This is a genomic window from Pedobacter humicola (genome assembly GCF_056490705.1).
Map to the genome: position 1 here is coordinate 607,218 of NZ_JBWJIG010000001.1, position 19,267 is coordinate 626,484.

The 19,267-nt window shown below is 38.5% G+C and carries 15 protein-coding genes; 9 read left to right on the forward strand and 6 right to left on the reverse strand.

All coding sequences use genetic code 11. The features are described 5' to 3' along the window. The first annotated feature begins 2 nt into the window (after nt 1-2). The 3 genes from AC04Q1_RS02550 (at nt 3) to pdeM (ending at nt 5,066) form a co-directional block, all read left to right on the forward strand. Complete coding sequence (locus AC04Q1_RS02550) at nt 3-1,592, forward strand: ATP-dependent DNA ligase (protein WP_478361516.1); 1,590 nt, start codon at nt 3-5, stop codon at nt 1,590-1,592. Between the two features lie 281 nt (nt 1,593-1,873). Beyond that, on the forward strand, nt 1,874-4,351 hold the full coding sequence (locus tag AC04Q1_RS02555) for a ligase-associated DNA damage response DEXH box helicase (protein WP_478361518.1): 2,478 nt from the start codon (nt 1,874-1,876) through the stop codon (nt 4,349-4,351). 76 nt (nt 4,352-4,427) lie between these two features. Continuing rightward, the gene (gene pdeM, locus AC04Q1_RS02560) at nt 4,428-5,066 is read left to right on the forward strand and encodes a ligase-associated DNA damage response endonuclease PdeM (RefSeq protein ID WP_478361520.1); all 639 of its coding nucleotides are present in this window, start codon (nt 4,428-4,430) and stop codon (nt 5,064-5,066) included. On the opposite strand, the gene trxA is transcribed toward pdeM, so the two are convergent. The 5 genes from trxA to AC04Q1_RS02585 all read right to left on the reverse strand — a co-directional run bounded on the left by trxA (nt 5,063) and on the right by AC04Q1_RS02585 (nt 11,377). Beyond that, nucleotides 5,063-5,359, reverse strand: a complete 297-nt coding sequence (gene trxA, locus AC04Q1_RS02565; RefSeq protein WP_478361522.1) for a thioredoxin — start codon at nt 5,357-5,359, stop codon at nt 5,063-5,065. The genes pdeM and trxA overlap by 4 nt on opposite strands. Nucleotides 5,360-5,473: 114 nt before the next feature. Next, complete coding sequence (locus AC04Q1_RS02570) at nt 5,474-6,088, reverse strand: hypothetical protein (protein ID WP_478361524.1); 615 nt, start codon at nt 6,086-6,088, stop codon at nt 5,474-5,476. 63 nt (nt 6,089-6,151) lie between these two features. Beyond that, on the reverse strand, nt 6,152-7,504 hold the full coding sequence (locus tag AC04Q1_RS02575; protein WP_478361525.1) for a dihydrolipoamide acetyltransferase family protein: 1,353 nt from the start codon (nt 7,502-7,504) through the stop codon (nt 6,152-6,154). Nucleotides 7,505-7,560: 56 nt separating this feature from the next. After that, nucleotides 7,561-8,805 (reverse strand): competence/damage-inducible protein A, encoded by a 1,245-nt coding sequence (locus tag AC04Q1_RS02580; RefSeq protein ID WP_478361527.1) that lies wholly within the window; start codon nt 8,803-8,805, stop codon nt 7,561-7,563. A gap of 4 nt (nt 8,806-8,809) precedes the next feature. After that, nucleotides 8,810-11,377: a putative LPS assembly protein LptD gene (locus tag AC04Q1_RS02585; RefSeq protein WP_478361529.1), complete on the reverse strand. Its 2,568-nt coding sequence runs from the start codon at nt 11,375-11,377 to the stop codon at nt 8,810-8,812. A gap of 164 nt (nt 11,378-11,541) precedes the next feature. On the opposite strand from AC04Q1_RS02585, the gene AC04Q1_RS02590 reads away from it, so the two are divergent. The 5 genes from AC04Q1_RS02590 (at nt 11,542) to AC04Q1_RS02610 (ending at nt 15,516) form a co-directional block, all read left to right on the forward strand. After that, entirely contained in the window at nt 11,542-12,405 is an 864-nt protein-coding gene (locus tag AC04Q1_RS02590) for an N-acetylmuramoyl-L-alanine amidase family protein (RefSeq protein WP_478361881.1), read from the forward strand. A gap of 10 nt (nt 12,406-12,415) precedes the next feature. Further along, entirely contained in the window at nt 12,416-13,192 is a 777-nt protein-coding gene (locus AC04Q1_RS02595) for an N-acetylmuramoyl-L-alanine amidase family protein (RefSeq protein WP_478361531.1), read from the forward strand. A 166-nt stretch (nt 13,193-13,358) separates the two neighbouring features. Beyond that, entirely contained in the window at nt 13,359-14,312 is a 954-nt protein-coding gene (locus tag AC04Q1_RS02600; protein WP_478361533.1) for an MlaD family protein, read from the forward strand. Between the two features lie 190 nt (nt 14,313-14,502). Next, entirely contained in the window at nt 14,503-14,754 is a 252-nt protein-coding gene (locus tag AC04Q1_RS02605) for a hypothetical protein (protein WP_478361535.1), read from the forward strand. Between the two features lie 42 nt (nt 14,755-14,796). Next, nucleotides 14,797-15,516 carry a DUF481 domain-containing protein gene (locus AC04Q1_RS02610; RefSeq protein ID WP_478361537.1) on the forward strand — a complete coding sequence of 240 codons (720 nt, stop codon included), beginning with the start codon at nt 14,797-14,799 and terminating at the stop codon, nt 15,514-15,516. A 199-nt stretch (nt 15,517-15,715) separates the two neighbouring features. Here AC04Q1_RS02610 and cobA read toward each other — a convergent pair whose 3' ends face one another. Next, the gene (gene cobA / locus AC04Q1_RS02615; protein ID WP_478361539.1) at nt 15,716-16,480 is read right to left on the reverse strand and encodes a uroporphyrinogen-III C-methyltransferase; all 765 of its coding nucleotides are present in this window, start codon (nt 16,478-16,480) and stop codon (nt 15,716-15,718) included. A gap of 249 nt (nt 16,481-16,729) precedes the next feature. Between cobA and nirB the strand changes: the two genes are divergently transcribed. Next, nucleotides 16,730-19,243, forward strand: coding sequence for a nitrite reductase large subunit NirB (gene nirB, locus AC04Q1_RS02620; protein ID WP_478361541.1), 2,514 nt, complete (start codon nt 16,730-16,732; stop codon nt 19,241-19,243). Nucleotides 19,244-19,267: the final 24 nt, after the last annotated feature.

A 19,267-nucleotide genomic window follows, 5' to 3' on the forward strand; every position in this document is an offset into this window, starting at 1 on the left:
ATATGAAACGTTTTGCCCAATTGATCCAGCAGCTCGAACTGAGCAATAAAACCAATGATAAAATCGCGGCTTTGGTTGATTATTTCAATTATGCGGATGATAAGGATAAAGTATGGGTGATTGCCTTATTTACAGGCAAAAAGCCTAAAAGACCCATCAAATCGGCACTGCTTAAACATTGGGCCATAGATATTACCGAAACCCCGGAATGGTTGTTTGCGGAGAGTTATTCGAATGTTGGCGATTTAAGTGAAACCATTGCGCTGTTGTTGCCACCTGCCGAAAATGCCTCCGATTTTCAGTTGCATCAATGGATAGAAGACCTACATGATCTGGAAGGTAAGGATGACGAAACCAAAAAGGAATTTATTTTAAATGCATGGAATAAACTTGAAACCCAGGAACGTTTTATTTTCAATAAATTAATCTCCGGAAATTTCAGGATCGGTGTTTCCAATAAAATGCTGGTAAATGCGCTGGCCAAGCAAAGCAGTTTAGATAGTGCCCAGATTATGCATAGCATTATGGGGAAATGGAATCCTTACGAAATCACCTTCCACGAACTGATTAATGGTATTCATGTTAATACGGATAACTCCTGGCCTTACCCCTTTTGCCTGGCCTATGCTTTAGAACAAGAGCCGGAGAAACTTGGGGAAATATCGGATTGGCAGGCAGAATGGAAATGGGATGGCATCCGTGGACAGATTGTAAAACGGAACGGAGAGTTATTTATCTGGAGCCGTGGCGAAGAACTGGTTACCGAACAGTTTCCCGAACTGCATTTTATAATTGATGTTTTACCTGATGGTGTGGTTTTGGACGGAGAAATATTGGCCGTGCAGGATAAGCAGGTTTTATCGTTTAGTACCCTGCAACAGCGTTTAAACCGTAAAACGATTAGCAAAAAGCAACTGGAGGATGCACCCATCGGATTTTTTGTTTACGATATTTTAGAATTTGAAGCAAAAGATTTTAGAGAAGAACCTTTAAGTACCAGAAGGAAGATACTTGAACAATTGATTGGTGGTCTGGAGGAAAGTCCTGTGATCATATCTCCCGTAATTAATTGTAATTCGTGGGAAGAACTGGCCGAATTAAGGCAAACTTCGAGATCGATCAATAGTGAGGGCATTATGCTTAAAAAACTGAGCTCTCATTATCATAGTGGCAGAAAACGTGGCGATTGGTGGAAATGGAAGATCAATCCATATACCGTTGATGCCGTAATGATTTATGCGCAAAAAGGAAGTGGCAGAAGGGCAAATTTCTTTACCGATTATACATTTGCTGTTCGTGATGGCGAAAATTTAGTAACAATTGCAAAAGCCTATTCAGGCTTAACTGATAAAGAAATTAAAGAAGTCAATTCTTTTGTAACCCGAAATGCAATCGAAAAATTCGGTCCGGTACGTACAGTGAAACCCGAACTGGTCTTCGAAATCGCATTTGAAGGAATTGCCGAAAGCAAACGCCATAAAGCAGGTTTAGCATTGCGTTTTCCACGTATATTGCGGTGGCGAAAAGACAAAAAAGCAGATGAAATTAATACTTTGGAAGATTTGAGGCAGTTGCTGCAATCTACTTTGTAAACGTAACACCAAGGCTTGGTCTTCACAGGCCTGGAGCGTTTGCTTAAACCCTGCAGATTTTGAAGGCCATACCGGGGAAATAAGGTGAGTGTGATAGGTTTGCCCCCAGGATTTTAAACCCGACAGTAGCGATACCCTTTTTTGCCGGAAATGATTACCGTGATCAAAAAATTACAAAAAAGGTAAAGCATATGGCGGGACTGCTGTAACCGAAGCACTCCTGTTTTTGCTTTTCAAAAAAAACTTATAAATATCAAAACCAATAAGGAAAGACATTAAGCATGGACCAAACCAAAACCAAAGGTTATAAAAAGATAAAATCCTGGTTAAAAACAAACAAACGCAAGCCTTTTCAGTTTCAGGAAGATGCCTGGCAGTATTATCTTAATGGCTATAGCGGTTTGGTTAATGCCCCTACAGGTTTCGGAAAAACCTTTTCCGTATTTTTAGCGGTGGTTATTGAAGCTTTAAATGGGTCGGAAGAGAACAACAAAAAAGCAAAAGACCGTTTACAATTAATCTGGATTACTCCACTCCGCTCGCTGGCGAAAGATATTGCAAGGGCCATGCGCGAAACCTTATTAGAAATCGAACTGGATTGGCATGTTGGCGTACGCAATGGCGATACTTCTCAGGCAGAAAAACTGCAGCAGAAAAAATCGTTGCCCGAAATTTTATTGATTACCCCTGAAAGTCTGCATTTGTTGCTGGCACAAAAGGGTTCTTCAACATTATTCAGAAATCTTAAATGTATTGTTGCTGATGAATGGCACGAACTTTTAGGAAGCAAACGTGGTGTACTGGTGGAGTTGGCCATATCCCGGATTAAGGGTTTGCAAAAGCTGGAAAAAAACCAATTTTTAAGGATTTGGGGAATTTCGGCTACGATAGGCAATATTGACGAGGCTTTAGATGTATTGGAACCCAATTTGGAAGCAAAACGGATTATTGTTAAAGCTGATTTAGAAAAGAAAATTATCATCAAGTCGATCTTGCCCGATGATATTGAAACGCTGCCCTGGGCAGGCCATTTGGGCTTAAAACTTGCCTACAAACTTTTGCCCATTATCGAAAAAAGTAAAACTACTTTAATCTTTATCAATACCCGCGGACAATCAGAAATGTGGTATCAGCACCTGCTTAATATTGAACCTGAACTGGCGGGTAGAATTGCCATACATCACGGATCGATCGATTTTGAACTCCGGAACTGGATTGAGGATGCACTACATACCGGACAGCTTAAGGCAGTGATTGCCACATCATCGTTAGATTTGGGTGTGGATTTTAAACCCGTTGACACGGTTGTTCAGGTGGGATCGCCGAAAGGTGTTGCCCGTTTCTTACAAAGGGCAGGGCGCTCAGGTCACTCCCCTCACGAAACTTCTAAAATATATTTCCTGCCAACGCATGCGCTGGAACTTGTTGAAGCTGCAGCAATCAAAGAAGCAGCCAAAACAAACAATATAGAGAGCCGTGAGCCCTTTATTATGGTATTTGATACCTTGGTTCAGTATTTGGTTACACTGGCTATAGGCGACGGATTTGATGATAAAATTATTTATGAGGAAATTAAAAATACCCATGCTTTCAAACTTATTCTACCTGAAGAATGGACCTGGGTAATGCAGTTTATTACCTCAGGTGGCGATAGTTTAAGCGCTTACACTGAATTTAAAAAGGTAGTGAAGGATGAAGATGGACTTTGGAAGGTAAAAAGCCGGCAACTGGCGATGAGGCACCGGTTACATATTGGAACGATTGTAAGTGATGCGATGCTTAAGGTTAAATTTATATCTGGTGGCTACATTGGCATGGTGGAAGAATATTTTGTTACACGTTTAAAAGCCGGAGATAATTTTCGTCTGGCAGGAAGAGTTTTAGAGTTTATCCAGGTAAAAGATATGACGGTTGTAGTGAGGGTAAGCAAACAGAAAAATGCAATTTCGCCAAGCTGGAATGGCGGACGTTTGCCCTTATCCTCTAATTTGGGTTCGGTATTGCGTAAAAAATACAACGAGGCGCTGGATAAAACCCATCAGGATGAAGAATTAGACGTTGTTTATCCTTTATTTCTATTGCAAGAAAAACGCTCACATGTACCCCGAAACGACGAATTATTAATCGAACTCATTAACAATAAGGAGGGGTTTCATTTATTTGCCTATCCCTTTGAAGGCCGTTTGGTACATGAGGTTTTAGCAGCACTGGTGGCTTATCGATTAAGTAAATTATTACCGATCAGTTTTTCTATTGCGATGAACGACTATGGTTTTGAGCTTTTAAGCGAAACGGAAATTCCAATGGATGAATCGATTGCTTATGAAGTTTTTTCGCCCAAAAACTTAACGGAAGATATTACGCTCAGTATTAATTCGACTGAGATGGCCAGACGGAAATTCAGGGATATCGCCTGTATATCAGGCCTAGTATTTCAGGGCTATCCCGGGAAATATGTAGCCAATAAACATCTCCAGTCATCTGCTGGTTTGTTTTTTAATGTTTTTAGTGATTACGACAAACATAATTTACTTTTGCGGCAAGCTTACGATGAGGTTTTTTATCAGCAGCTGGAAGAGCCAAGATTGGCAGCGGCCTTAGAGCGGATTCAGAATGCAGCGATTATCATCACCCATCCGAAAAGTTTTACGCCGTTGTCTTTTCCGATTAAAGTGGATAGCTTGCGTGAGAATATGAGTTCGGAAGAATTAGAGCAACGGATTGCCAGAATGAAGGCCGAATCAGAAAAAATTAAATAAATTACCTGTCACGTTGAGTCTGTTGAAACGTCTCGAAAGTCCTTCGACAAGCTCAGGATGACATAGCATAAAATAAATGACCATTACAAGCCAGGGTGAAGAACTGATTTTAGACAAAGAGAGAGCTTTATTTCTGCCGAAACATCAACTATTAGCCATAAGCGATCTGCATTTGGGCAAATCGGCGCATTTCCGGCAGGCAGGTTTACAGGTACCGGCTACTATCGCGGAAACGGATCTTCAGCGCTTAAGTTTTTTGATTAAGCAGTATAATCCCAAAACATTGCTGATCAACGGTGATATGTTTCACCATGGCTTAAATGTTGATATTGATGAGTTTGCGGCATGGAGAAAGCGGTATCAGGAACTTAATTTTTTATTGGTTAAGGGCAACCACGACAGGCTTTCTGATGCCAATTATGCTGCGATGCACATCGAAATACATGAACCGAGTTTTTGTTTAGGCCCTTTTTGTTTTATCCATGATGCGCCAAATTGTACAGAAGAGGAATTATATCCCATTAGCGGGCATATTCACCCCGGTGTGACCATTGTAGGAAAAGCAAAGCAAAGATTAAAATTTCCCTGTTTTTATTTCGGGAAGGATTATGCCGTCTTACCTGCTTTTAGCTTATTTACAGGACTTTATAATATTTACCCGAAGACAAGCGAGCGTATATTCGCGGTTACTCCAAAAAGTGTGGTAGAAGTTTAAGCGTGATTATCTATCACTTGTTTCAGCTGGGCAGTTTGTAAAACACCACTTTGCCTCCATACCTGTTTCCCGTTTTTGAAAAGAATTAAAGTTGGAACGCTTTGCACATGGAACGAAGAGGCGGCCTGTCGATTCTTATCGATGTCTACTTTGATAATCGAGACAGAATCGCCAACTTGTGACTTTAATTGTTCCAAAATCGGTTTCATCATTTTGCAGGGACTACACCATTCGGCAAAAAAATCGACCAGCACTGGTTTATCCCCGTTAATTAATTCTGAAAATTTGGCCATGATATTGTGTTTATTTAAAAACAGCGATGAATCAATTTGGTTTTTATTGAAATAAGTCAATTTTTTAAAAACTGACTTATTGATATGTTTTCGCAATGGCGATTAAAGAATTATTCAGGCACTTATGGGCAGTTCCCTACTTAATGCGCTAACCCAATCTTCGAATAAAGCTTTTTCGATTTTAATGACTTCAGCTGCGTGATTTTCCCAATCATCAGAAAAACTGACCAATTGGTTCATCATTTCTTCTAAATGACCTTCTTCTTCCAAAATAATGGATTTTACATTTACCTTGCTTTTTGCTTCATCTAAAACTGCCTGATAAATTGGATACAGCTCATCAGCACGCACTTCGATAGCATATGTGACAAATAAATAAGCAGCGAATTTTAAGTCGTAGCCCTTAAGATTGAACACCGCTTTCAAGTAACGGCAAACGGCAATATCTAAAGCATGTAAATAATACTTCGTATGGTTTGGAGAAAGCAATTCGGCATTTGTATAGGTTTTACAGAGTGCCCCATCAATTTTCGAAATCTGCTTTTTTAAATAGTAAGCATGGCGGTGTTCTTCGGCGGCGTGTTTAAGAATGATCAGGTTTACATTTTCTTTATGCTCAGAAGCTGAGATCTTCTTTGCACCTGCATTTTCCATATACGACAACGTATTTAACCATCTGGCATGCAATGCGTTATCTGAAACTATTGATTTTAAATTTGAAGCTAACATTCTTAATCGTTAAACTGGTAAATTGCTGGTATTAAGCCAGCTGTAACTGTTAATCGTAACTGGTTAAATTTCCCTATTCAGGTCCCAGCCCTCTAAATAATCTGCTACCCTGCGTACAAACATTCCACCTAGTGAACCATCAACCACCCTGTGATCGTATGATAAGGATAGGAACATCATATGTCTGATTGCGATGACATCTCCATGTTCGGTTTCTAAAACTGCTGGTTTCTTTTTAATAGCGCCAACAGCTAAAATGGCTACCTGTGGCTGGTTAATAATCGGTGTACCCATCACGTTTCCAAAACTACCCACATTAGTTAAGGTAAAAGTTCCACCCTGGGTTTCATCCGGTTTTAACTTGGAGTTTCTTGCCCTTGTAGCTAAATCATTAACTGCTTTCGTTAAGCCTACCAGGTTTAACTGATCAGCGTTTCTGATTACAGGAACGATTAAATTTCCACTTGGCAAGGCAGCAGCCATACCAATATTGATATTATTCTTTTTAATGATCTGTGTTCCGTTAACAGAAACATTGATCATTGGAAAATCCTTAATTGCTTTTGCAACGGCCTCTACAAAGATCGGCGTAAAGGTTATTTTCTCGTTTTCCCGTTTTTCGAAGCTATTTTTTACTTTATTACGCCATAAAACCATATTGGTTACATCGGCTTCTACAAATGAGGTTACGTGTGGAGATGTACTTTTACTCATTACCATATGATCGGCAATCAGTTTACGCATCCTATCCATTTCAATAATTTCATCACTTCCGCTGATACTGGTTGTTGATGTTTTATTTACAGGCACCTGAGCAATCGGAGCCACTTGAGGCGTTGCAGTTTCACTCACCGGCGGAGCAGGTGGCGTTAACACAACTGAGGTTGTTTGCTGAGCTCCACCATTTTTCTTAGCGATATAATCTAACAGGTCGTCCTTATTTAACCGGCCATCAGCCCCAGAGCCTTTAATCGAATCAAGTTCGGTTAACGGAATATTTTCCTGTGCAGCAATACTTTTAACCAAAGGAGAATAAAAGCGATCAGAAGCACTGAAATCGCTCTTTACGCCCGTGTTTTCTACAGGTAATTGAGCGATACCCGGAATGGTCTCTGTTTTTTCTTCTATTACCGGAGTTTCAACAGCAGGGCTTTCAACTGTTGGTGTTTCAGCGCCACCAGTTTCTATAATGGCAATTACATCACCTACCTGAGCAACTTCATTTTCCTTAAATAACTGTTTTACCAATTTACCTGCAACTGGAGAGGGAACTTCAGAATCTACCTTGTCAGTCGCGATTTCCAGAACGGTATCATCTAATTCGATAACGTCGCCTGGTTGTTTTACCCATTTAATCACCGTTGCTTCCGCAACACTTTCACCCATTTTTGGTAACAATAGTTCGTATTGAGCCATATTAAATTACAGTATTTTATATTGGTAACGCGACAAAAATACAGTTTTTATTCTTTCTAAACTGTTTCTTTAAGCAGATTTAATAGCATCGTTAATGCCGATGCTGCAGAACGTTCGATGTTTTGAATACGTTTGTTGCTGAAATTAAACACCTTAGCTACGGTTTTGTCTTTTGAAGAAATTGCTATCCATACCGTACCAACTGGTTTATCTTCGGTTCCTCCATCAGGACCAGCTATTCCGCTAACGGCTATGGCGTAATCTGTTTTAAAATGTTTTATCGCACCTTCGGCCATTTCGGTCACGGTTTGCTCGCTCACGGCACCAAACGTGCTTAACGTACTTTCTTTTACGCCAAGAATTGATTCTTTTAGCTCATATGCGTAGGCCACTGCTCCACCCCAGTACACCGAAGAACAACCCGGGTGTTGCGTAATTAAATGCGCAATGTACCCACCTGTGCAGCTTTCGGCAGTAGATAAAGTTAAACCTCTCTCTTTCATGCTATTCAGAATGGCTTTTTCCAATGGGATATCTTCATCAATTACTACAAACTTGTCCACTTTCAATATGATCTGTTTGGCGTAACCCTCCACTTCGGCTTTTAAGCTGGCTTCGTTATCTCCCTTGGCGGATAAACGAAGGCGAACCTGACCCAATTTTGGTAAATAAGCCAATTTGATATGTTCAGGCAAACTATCTTCAATTTCTTCGATCTCTTTCGCTAAAAAAGATTCTCCAATGTTTGCGGTAAGGATAGTTTTATGAACTATTGAGGTGAGCTTAAACCGACTGGTAATCCTTGGCAGAATTTCGTCATCCATCAGGTACATCATTTCGTAGGGTACACCGGGCATAGAAACAAAAATCTTGTCATTTTGCTCAAACCACATGCATGGTGCGGTACCGTTTTTGTTTATAATTACCTCACAGCCATCAGGAACATCGGCCTGTTGAATATTGATATCCAATAAGGGGCGTTTATATTTTTCGAAGATCTGACGGACCATTTCCAGTGCACCGGCATCATTCCGGAAGCCCATATTAAAATATTTAGCTAAAGTTTTTTTGGTGATATCATCTTTTGTTGGTCCTAAACCGCCAGTAATCAAAATAATATCCGCACGTTTTTCTGCCTGAGCTAAAGCTTCGATAATATGTTGTTCATCATCCGAAACGGAAGTGATCTGTTTAACAGAAACGCCAATTAGATTTAATTGGTTAGCCATCCAGGCTGAATTGGTATCAACGATCTGGCCGATAAGAATCTCATCGCCAATGGTAATAATTTCGGCTAGCATAAATTTATTGGTATGTGCTGTAAAAACCTTGTCTTTTGCTCAATTTCAAATCCTGTAATATTGATGCCTTAACCTTTATGGTTACTGAATAACTCTTATAAGCACCGTAGGGCACCCAGTTTACACTCATATCCCAGCAATGCAAATCGCGATAGATCGCCAGATTCATAGGAGTTAAACCATTATTCTTAAAATCGTAACCAGAGTTAAAAGTAACTTTCCACTTTGGTGTCAAGTTCACATCGCCATTAAAGTTTAAGGTATTTGAAGTGGTAGTGGTATTTCCATCATTGGTATACTGGAAACTATAAGAAAAGGAGAAATTCCAGGGAATATTAAAATCGACAAAAGCATTTGGATCGCGACTGATTGCTGCCAGTTGTTCTGATTGTATATCGGTTAAGCCTTTTTTATTGGCCGCTTCGCCCAATTTATCATTGGCCTCATTTTTACGTTTTAAAGCTTCTGGATTTAAGCTATAATCAAATGAGAAGCCAAAATTAGCTAAACGTGGTAAAAATTTACCACTCTGCCAGAAATAGCGGTCTTGCCTGATCCTTCGTGTAGAACCCGGTATAGTATCGGCACCTAGCGAATAAGGATCTAAAGTTCCGTTATAATTGATGCCCAGTTTGTCGGTAAACTGAGAACGCCCACTAAAACCAATGGTTGATAGTTTATAGGATGTAGCCAGAAAATTATAAGACCCGCTAAAACTCAAACCCTGAATAATCGGGATCTTCTTTGAACCAGTTCCCGTCGTATCGTTTTTATTCCGCACCTTTAATTCGACGGTATTATCCAATCCAAAGCCTATTGAAGCATTTGGTCCTCCAAAAGAACCAGGTTGTGCCATCCCATCAAAAATGGAATATTTTAAGGGTACTCCGTTTACTAAAATATCCTTGTCACCATATTTTGCATTCCTGTAAGGCCCTGAACCAGCTTTGGTAAAATCTGGCGAGTATGAGAATGAAACATTCGGCGTCATCACATGCCTTAATGCCTGGATTTTTCCCTGCGGATTAAAATCTCTTCTTCCGTATATCTTCGTCGATAAACTGGTAGATAAACTATAACTTCCAGCTCTTTTAAAGCCACTTACAGTATCCTCTCTAAAGCTAAAGGTGTTATCTGCATATTCGGTATATCTCCTGTTTACACTCTGGAAATTCCAAACTTCGTTATATGTTCCGCCAACACTAAAGTTTAAGTATTTTAAGGCTGTAAAAGACATATTAATAGGTATGCTGTGCGAAAAACCACTTCTCAATCTTTTCAAGCCATCATTTTGGAATAGTAAACTATCAAAAGTATCAATTCTGTTGGTTCCTTGTAAACTGTAACCCACCGTTATTTTTTGATACCATTTCTCGTCACCGACAGCATCCTTTGCCTTGAACGGATTAAAAGTCGGCACGTTAAAGGTCACTTCCGGCAACCTCAGCGATATTGCCCTGGTGCTTAAAGTCTGATCACTCGATGCGGCCAAAGAGAAATTCATCCCATTAGCGTACGATTTAGCATAACTTATACTACTACTTGTGGAGTTGGTTGCTATGGTATTAATATCATAAGTAGTACCTGCAGCTGTGTTTTTATAGTAACCCGACCTACCTGTTGATACCAAACGAACACTGGCGCTGAATGTCGTCCCCGGGTTTGCATTGGCATTTTGGCTATGGCTCCAGTTAATGCTAAAGTTTTTGGTTGGGTTGGCAAAGGCTTCTGTACCTTCCAGTCCATCTTTAAAGCTGGAGTAAGCTAAATTAATATTGCCATTATATTTATACCTCTTGGTGTAATTGCTTAGCACACTGGTTTCGTAAGAACCATTGGTGTAAATCGATCCCATTAATTTGGCATCCCAATAATCGTTTAATCCAAGGTAGTAACCTCCATTTTGAAGGAAAAAGCCCCGGGTAGCATCTTCTCCAGGCGTTGGTAAAATTACGCCTGACGTTCGTTTGTTCGGTTTTGGGAAAAATGCAAATGGTAAACCTAAAAAAGTAGGTACATCTTCAATAATCATATAAACAGGCCCGGTAATGATCTGTTTTTCGGTTACCACGCCTTTAGAAATCATGAGTCCAAAGTGTGGGTGCGGAAGATTACAGGTACTGTACATTACATTTTTAATATGCAGTTCATCATCTATTTGTTTTTTACTCTGCCCACCGGAAAAGAATCCCCCCTCCTGTTCAGAAAAAACACCGTATACTTTGGCACGTGTTGTTTCTGAATTGTAAAAAATAGAATCGGCAATGGCGGTTCCATCAGCACCAGATTTAAAAATCGGTCTACCGGTGTACCTACCTGTTTTTGGATCCTTAACACCACTTGCAAAAATGGTATTTTGTTTTTTGTCATACTTAATGTAACTCGCATCCAACTCGAAATCACCATAGATAACCCTTGCGTTACCATATAAATAGACGATGTTCTTGTCAGCACTCATTTTAACAGAGTCTTCCGCTTTATACTCAACTTTTTGGTCGATACTGCTATTATTTTTACCGGTTTTTTTAGTCGTATCCTTTTTGGTTGTGTCTTGCTGAATGATTTGTTGCAATGAAAAATGAGAAAATGCGTTAGCTTTACCAACAACAAGTGTTAATAAAATGACAGAAATTAGTAAAATAGAGCTCTTAAGAAGTTTCAAATTCGTATTTGAATGTTATTTTTGCACAGATGTTTAATCAAAAACGTTCAAAATTAGTGAAAAATATACCATTGATGTATCTTAAATCCATTTTAACATTTATTATTTGTTTGGTATTGTCAAATTCGTTTGATAATCAGGTGTTTGCGCAAGAATATAAAATTAAAACAATTGTGATCGATGCTGGTCATGGTGGTAAAGATGGCGCAACCCACGGGGTCTATTCCAAAGAAAAAGATGTCGCGTTAAAAACAGCACTAAATCTTGGCCGTGCCCTTCAGGATAGCTTAAAGGATATAAAAGTAATCTATACAAGAGAGTCGGATGTTTTTATTCCTTTGTATGAACGCATTAATATCGCCAATAACGCAAAAGCGGATTTGTTTATCTCCATCCACTTAAATGATATGCCTGTGCGTGTTTCGAGAGTGGTTGATTATTACAAAAAAGTGCGGGGCCGGAAAGTTCCGGTTTATAGAACGATTACTTCAAAAAGTACCTCAACAAGGGGAACCGAAACTTTTGTATCCGGAACCGGTCGTTTAGGTGAGCAAGATGAGGTAATTAAAAGAGAGAATGCTTCGATGTTTTTGGAAGAAAACTATCAAAAAAACTATGAAGGTTTTATAGCGAATACACCCGAAAGCGACATTATGTTATCGTTAATGAAACAAACCAATAGGGATAGGAGTTTAAAGTTTGCTTCTATGTTGCAGCAGGAATATGTTAATGCCGGTCGTACAAACCGTGGGGTACAAGAAAAAAGCCTTGCAGTATTGGCCCGTGCGGCCATGCCAGCAGTGTTAACTGAAATTGGTTTTGTGAGTAATCCCGAAGACGAAGATTATATGAATTCGCAGGAAGGACAAAACGAAATCGTAAATGGTATTATTAGGGCAATTAAAAATTATAGACGCATAGCCGAAACCTCATTCTAATTCATTATAAATGAAGATTAAACTTCTGATCACATTAATTTTCTTTTCATTAGTTGTTGCTCAACGAACATCTGCTCAGGGATATAGAATTAAAACAATCGTAATCGACCCGGGGCATGGTGGCAGAAAACCCGGTGCTTCAGGCAGTTTTTCAAAAGAAAAGGATATTTCGTTAAAGGTTGCGTTAAAGCTGGGTGAAATTATAAAGGAAGAATTGCCAGATATTAAAGTAATCTTTACCCGTAAAACGGATGTTGATGTTGATTTATACCGACGGGCAGAAATCGCAAATGAAGCCGATGCAGATCTCTTTATATCTGTACATTGCAATTCGATGCCACCAGGAAATAAACATATCAAAGGGGTAGAAACCCTGGTGGCCGGCTCCCATCGGTTAAAAGAACAAGATGCTGCCATCCGTGAAAATGCGGATATTAAACTGGAAAAGAATTACAAAAGCAAATACGACGGCTACGATCCCAGTAACCCCAGTAGTTTTATTCTTTTATCGTTATTAAAAAATACCTTTCGGGATAAAAGCATTAAATTCGCGAAATTAATTCAGAACAGCTATATCAGCAGGGATGAAAGATTTAGCCGCGGTGTTAAAGAACAAGGCGTTTTGGTGCTGCAACGCTGTGGCATGCCCGCTGTGCTAACAGAAGTAGGTTTTATATCAAATACAGAAGAAGAAAAATATATTAATTCGCAAAAAGGGCAAAGTGAGATTGCGAATTCTATTTTTGAAGCAATAAAAACATATAAAAAAAATATTGAGGTTAAATAAGTGGCATTATAAATGATAGTTATTTTACCTTTACAGAAAATATAAAACAGACACAAAACAAATGATCTAAGCTTTGTGTATTTATAAAGCTTAACATTAAAAAAAGATATTACGCTCTAGCAGGTTATAACGCGTTAAAACCTGCAACCATAAAATAAAAACACTCATGAAGATTAAGAACGAAACCAAAGTAGGTATTTTAGCTGCATTTGCCATTGCTTTATTAATAATTGGATATAATTTTTTAAAAGGTAATTCCATTTTCTCAAGCGAAACAACTTTATATGCCAAATACACGCGAGTTGATGGTTTAACTGTATCTAAACCTATTCTTATTAATGGTTATCAGATTGGCCGTGTTGCTAAATTGGAGTTACAGCAAGATGGTACTGTTATTGCAACCTTAAGTGTAAACAGTAAATACGAAATTCCTGAAAACAGTATAGCACGTTTGGAAGGCACCGATCTTTTGGGTAGCAAAGCGATTGTAATGTCGTTGGGAAACTCTAAGAAAATGGCAGAAGATGGTTTTACTTTAAATGCCAATGTAGAAAAAGGATTGATGGAACAAGTTCAACCAGTTCAAAAGAAAGCTGAATTGATTATTGGCAAAATGGATTCTATCTTAAGCAGCGTAAATTCTATCCTGAATCCAAACTTCCAGAAAAACGTTGATAAAAGCTTTAACAGCATTGCCGGAACACTTGCATCATTAGAAACCACTTCTAAAAAAGTGGATGGCTTAGTCGGTTCCGAAAGTGCCCGCATAGAGGCAATCTTTAAAAATGTTGAAGGCATTACAGCTAATTTAAATAACAACAATCAAAAAATCAGTGACATCTTAACTAACATTAACACGGTTACTGATAAATTTGCTGCCGCTAACTTTAAACAGACCCTAGACAATGCAAACAATGCTATAGCTGATTTGCAAAGTGTAATTTCAGGAATTAAAGATGGAAAAGGAAGTTTAGGTTTATTGCTAAATGATGATAAAATGTATCAGAATTTAAATAATGCTTCAAAAAACCTTGATGAGCTGATGATCGATTTAAAAGCTAATCCTAAGCGTTACGTTCACTTTTCCGTATTTGGTGGCGGGAACAAAAAAGATAAGTAATCAAGAAATATATTGATTCAAAAGCCTTGCAGTTTTAAATTGCAAGGCTTTTTTTTTAGAATTTTATAATACAGTAAAATAAACAGTCGATTTTTTCAAGGACTAAACAATCAAAATTTACGGTATTTAATTAAAGAGGAACAAAACATATCATGATTTTTATTGTCTTCAAAATAAAAAAAAACGCATCATGAAAGTAAAAGGCACATTTATTTATACCTTAAATACAGGTGAAAATGCTTTGATCCTGTTAACCGAAAGCAAAATAGAACAAGATAAACTTTACCATCATTTAACGATAGACGCTTACCGGTTTAAAAAGGAAATTGTAGAAGAAGAGCCGCGTATCGAACTGATCTCCGCTGGTTATAAAAATGAAAAGGATGAAATTATATGGAATTCCGAATATATTCCGGTACCTAAATGGTACGATCTGAATTAAATCAGGTTAAACATATTAAGGGTAATAGATGTTAAAAGGTTTATGAAGTTTTTTGTGCCACTACTTTTACTCTGCTTGTATTCTGCTGAATCCTTTGCACAATATACCGAAAGCACCAATTACCATGTATTGCTTACTTCAACCGGATCGATTAACCGAACAAATGAAGATCGTGCTTATTTATTAAACAATGCGCTTAATTTTGGCATGAAAAAGAAAAGCTTTGTTTTAAATTCTAGCACAGCATGGCTTTATGGTAAGCAAAACAGCGATTTAACCAATAACGATTTTTCCACTACGCTAAACTTTAATCTATATAAAACCTTTCCTCATTTTTATTATTGGGGTTTGGTGAATTACAATACCAGTTATTCGTTAAAATTGAAAAACCAGCTGCTTGCCGGTGGTGGTATCGCTTATAGTGTATTGGATAAACCCAATGCATACATTAACTTTAGCGATGGGGTATTATTTGATCAGAGTAGCTTAATTGCAGACGACAGCTATCACACTTATCGCAATTCGCTAAGGTTACAATATCATTTCGCCATAAAAGAGTTGATTACCATTGACGGAAACCATTTTTTGCAGAATTCTTTCAATAGAAAGGGCGATCACATTATCCGTTCGACCACTACATTGGGATTAAAGCTCCGCAAATGGATCAGTTTAACAACCGCGCTAAACTATAATAAATTGAATATCACCCGCAGCGAAAACCTCAATCTTACCTATGGCTTAACGCTTGATAAGTATTTTTAGAAGTTAGTTTGAACGGTGGCGCTAACAGTCAACATGAGCGGATTAGAAGGCCTATTTTAGTTTGGAGTTTAGGTTAGTGGTTTGGAGCAATTAACCAATTAAAACCACTAATGTTAGCTAATCATTTAATATAATAAGTTTAGCAAACGTTGAGGCAAGATAGCGATAAACCATCACTAACGAACCAATGACTAACCTTTTAAGCTGATAACAACTCGCCTTGATTTAAATTTGCATAGGCCTTAGCCTGCACCACATTACCTATAATAATTATAGCCGGATAGGTTAAGCTAGCTTTTTCAGCTGATGCCTGCAAACTTTTAACGGAACAGACTACCTGTTTTTGGTTTGGTAAAGTAGCATGCTGAATAATTGCAGCAGGTATATCACCTAAGCCCGCATCGCAATAAGCTTTAGAAATTTCGCCTACTTTTTTCATCCCCATATAAATAACAACTGTAGCTGAACTTTTCATGGCACATTTCAGATCGTCGGTTAAACTTCCGTCCTTTTTGGTTCCGGTAAGTATCCAGACACTTTCACTAATTCCACGGTGTGTTAAAGGTACATCGATAAAACCAGCCCCCTGCATACTACTGATACCAGGAATATAATGACATTTAATCCCTCTGGCCTCTGCATAAATCAATTCTTCGAATCCCCTGCCAAAAATAAAGGGATCTCCACCTTTTAAACGCACCACGACCCGATAATTCTGGGCATTTTCGACAATTAATTCATTTATTTTCTCTTGTGGAGTATATTTTCCATAAGGTTGCTTGCCAACATAGATCATGTTGCATGTTTTCGGGGCAATTTCCAGTAATTCTTCATTACTTAAGTTATCATAAAGAATAACTTCTGCTCTTTTTAACACATTAAAAGCTTTCATCGTGATTAATTCTGGGTCACCAGGCCCTCCACCCATTATAAAAAGCCCAAAATCAGCAGTTTTTTGATCCATAATTTTAATGATTTAATTATTTAAGTATAAAAGTGATGAAAATTTATAAAAAAATTAAATATTTTATGATAAAAATCACATAACAACAACTTTTAATACAATTAAAACATATATTTGAATATCAAAAATCATATAAATACAAAATTCAATGATTTAAAAAGGATTATTTAATAAAAATTCCATAAAAACAAATAATTCAAAACAAAAAGCAACCAAAAACTAAAAAAAAACTAAACACCCTTAATATTTATGAAAGAGCCACAAATAATCGTAATAGGAAATGGAATGGTGGGGTATAAATTCTGTGAAAAGCTTAGATCCAAAACTTCTTCTTTTAATCTTATTGTTTTTGGAGAAGAACCTCATAGAGCTTACGATCGTGTTCATCTAAGTGAATATTTTAATGGCAAAACAGCCGACGACCTCTCTCTTTCTACAGAAAACTGGTACCAGAAACAAAATATTACCCTATTTCTCAATAACCCGGTTACCAAAATAGACCGTGAATTTCAAAAAGTTTATACCGCCAATGGTTTAGATTATAGTTACGACATTCTTGTTTTTGCCACAGGATCAGGTGCTTTTGTCCCTAATATTTCTGGAATTGAAAAAGAAGGTGTTTTTGTTTACCGTACAATAGAAGATCTTGACCTGATTAGCAGCTATGCTAAAAAAGCAAAAACAGCTTCGGTTATCGGCGGAGGTTTACTGGGACTGGAAGCCGCGAAAGCATTAATTGATCTGGGAATCGAAAAAACCAGTATTATCGAATTTGCACAGCGCCTAATGCCAAGGCAAATTGATGCTGCAGGCAGCGATATGCTTAAATCTAAACTCGCAGATCTGGGTTTACAGATCCATTTAAATAAAAACACCACGAGTATCGAAGGCGATGGTCGTATTACGGCATTAAAGTTTAGTGATGATACCGCTTTGGATGTTGATATGTTAGTGATTTCTGCCGGCATAAAACCCCGCGATGAATTGGCGAAAGCCTGTGGCATTGAGGTTGGTCCACGTGGAGGAATTGTAGTTGACGAGAAAATGCAGACCAGTGATCCCGCTGTATTTGCCATTGGTGAATGCGCTTTATATGACGGAATGATTTATGGTTTGATTGCTCCAGGTTATGAAATGGCCGAAGTGCTGGCCGCAAACCTTTGTGAAGGTGATAAAACTTTCACCGGATTTGATATGAGCACCAAACTCAAACTTATTGGCATTGATGTAGCCAGTTTCGGCGATAATTTTATTACTGAGCCAGATTGCCGCACCATCATTTTCGAAAACAAACACAAAAGCGTTTATAAAAGAATAAATGTTAGTAATGACGGGCAATACCTTTTAGGAGGTATATTAATTGGAGATGCAACAGCGTATAACCTGCTGTTGCAGACCTCTAATAACCGGATTGTATTACCAGAAAACCCTGAAGAACTGATACTGGGCGCACGCGGAGGAAGCGAAGCTGCTGGTGGAGCCGGAATTACAGGTTTACCAGACAGCGCATTAATCTGTAGTTGTGAAGGCGTTAGTAAAGGGGATATCTGCTCGGCAGTCGCTGACGGCACTTGCGAAAATATTGATGACCTGAAAAAATGCACCAAAGCAGGTACAGGTTGTGGTGGTTGTTTGCCGATGGTAAAAGATTTAATGACCTATACCTTAAAATCGCAAGGTAAATATATCAAAAATGTAATTTGTGAACACTTTAACTATAGCAGACAAGAACTTTTTGACCTTATCCATATCCACGAATTAAAAAGTTATAATGAGGTACTGGATGCATTAGGCAAAAACGATGGTTGCGAAGTATGCAAACCATTGGTATCCTCACTCCTTGCAAGTCTTTGGAACGAAATGATCCTTAAAAAAGGAAACGATGTAGCGCAGGATAGTAACGACCGTTTTCTGGCGAACATTCAAAAGGGTGGATCCTATTCCGTAGTACCAAGGGTTCCGGGTGGAGAAATTACACCTGACAAGCTAATTGTAATTGGCGAAGTAGCTAAAAAATATAATCTGTACACCAAAATTACAGGTGGTCAGCGGATTGATTTGTTTGGTGCACACCTTAACGACCTGCCCATTATCTGGGAAGAGTTAATTGCAGCAGGTTTCGAAAGCGGACATGCCTATGGAAAAGGCTTAAGAACAGTAAAAAGCTGTGTTGGCAGTACCTGGTGCAGATTTGGTTTACATGATAGCGTGAGTTTCGCCATAAGAATTGAAGAAAGATACAGAGGCATCCGTGCGCCACACAAATTCAAATCAGCGGTAAGTGGCTGCATCAGAGAATGCGCAGAAGCCCAAAGCAAAGATTTTGGCATTATTGCTACTGAAAAAGGCTGGAACTTATATGTATGCGGAAATGGCGGAAGCAAACCGCAACACGCCCTTTTATTGGCAACAGATCTCGACAGCGAAACCTGCATTCAGTACATCGATAGATTTTTGATGTTTTACATCCGCACTGCCGATCCACTTACCCGAACAGCAACCTGGCTGAACAAAATGGAAGGCGGAATAGATTACCTGCGGAATGTAATTGTTAACGACAGTTTAGGAATGGCCGCACAGTGGGAAAGCGAAATTGAAAATTTAATCGCCACCTATAAATGCGAATGGAAAGAAGCGGTAGAAAATCCGGCCATCAGAAAAAGATTCTCTCATTTTGTAAATGCGCCCAAAGAAAATGACCCAACTATAGAATTTGTAGAAATGCGCGGGCAGAAAAGAACCGCCGAATGGAAAACATTTTAATCAATAATCTTTAACAAACCTTAT

Bases quoted from the DNA above. Each gene is read 5' to 3' on its own strand.
- AC04Q1_RS02550 (WP_478361516.1), top strand. From the start codon at position 3: ATGAAACGTTTTGCCCAATTGATCCAGCAGCTCGAACTGAGCAATAAA.
- AC04Q1_RS02555 (WP_478361518.1), top strand. From the start codon at position 1,874: ATGGACCAAACCAAAACCAAAGGTTATAAAAAGATAAAATCCTGGTTA.
- pdeM (WP_478361520.1), top strand. From the start codon at position 4,428: ATGACCATTACAAGCCAGGGTGAAGAACTGATTTTAGACAAAGAGAGA.
- trxA (WP_478361522.1), bottom strand. From the start codon at position 5,359: ATGGCCAAATTTTCAGAATTAATTAACGGGGATAAACCAGTGCTGGTC.
- AC04Q1_RS02570 (WP_478361524.1), bottom strand. From the start codon at position 6,088: ATGTTAGCTTCAAATTTAAAATCAATAGTTTCAGATAACGCATTGCAT.
- AC04Q1_RS02575 (WP_478361525.1), bottom strand. From the start codon at position 7,504: ATGGCTCAATACGAACTATTGTTACCAAAAATGGGTGAAAGTGTTGCG.
- AC04Q1_RS02580 (WP_478361527.1), bottom strand. From the start codon at position 8,805: ATGCTAGCCGAAATTATTACCATTGGCGATGAGATTCTTATCGGCCAG.
- AC04Q1_RS02590 (WP_478361881.1), top strand. From the start codon at position 11,542: ATGTATCTTAAATCCATTTTAACATTTATTATTTGTTTGGTATTGTCA.
- AC04Q1_RS02595 (WP_478361531.1), top strand. From the start codon at position 12,416: ATGAAGATTAAACTTCTGATCACATTAATTTTCTTTTCATTAGTTGTT.
- AC04Q1_RS02600 (WP_478361533.1), top strand. From the start codon at position 13,359: ATGAAGATTAAGAACGAAACCAAAGTAGGTATTTTAGCTGCATTTGCC.
- AC04Q1_RS02605 (WP_478361535.1), top strand. From the start codon at position 14,503: ATGAAAGTAAAAGGCACATTTATTTATACCTTAAATACAGGTGAAAAT.
- AC04Q1_RS02610 (WP_478361537.1), top strand. From the start codon at position 14,797: ATGAAGTTTTTTGTGCCACTACTTTTACTCTGCTTGTATTCTGCTGAA.
- cobA (WP_478361539.1), bottom strand. From the start codon at position 16,480: ATGGATCAAAAAACTGCTGATTTTGGGCTTTTTATAATGGGTGGAGGG.
- nirB (WP_478361541.1), top strand. From the start codon at position 16,730: ATGAAAGAGCCACAAATAATCGTAATAGGAAATGGAATGGTGGGGTAT.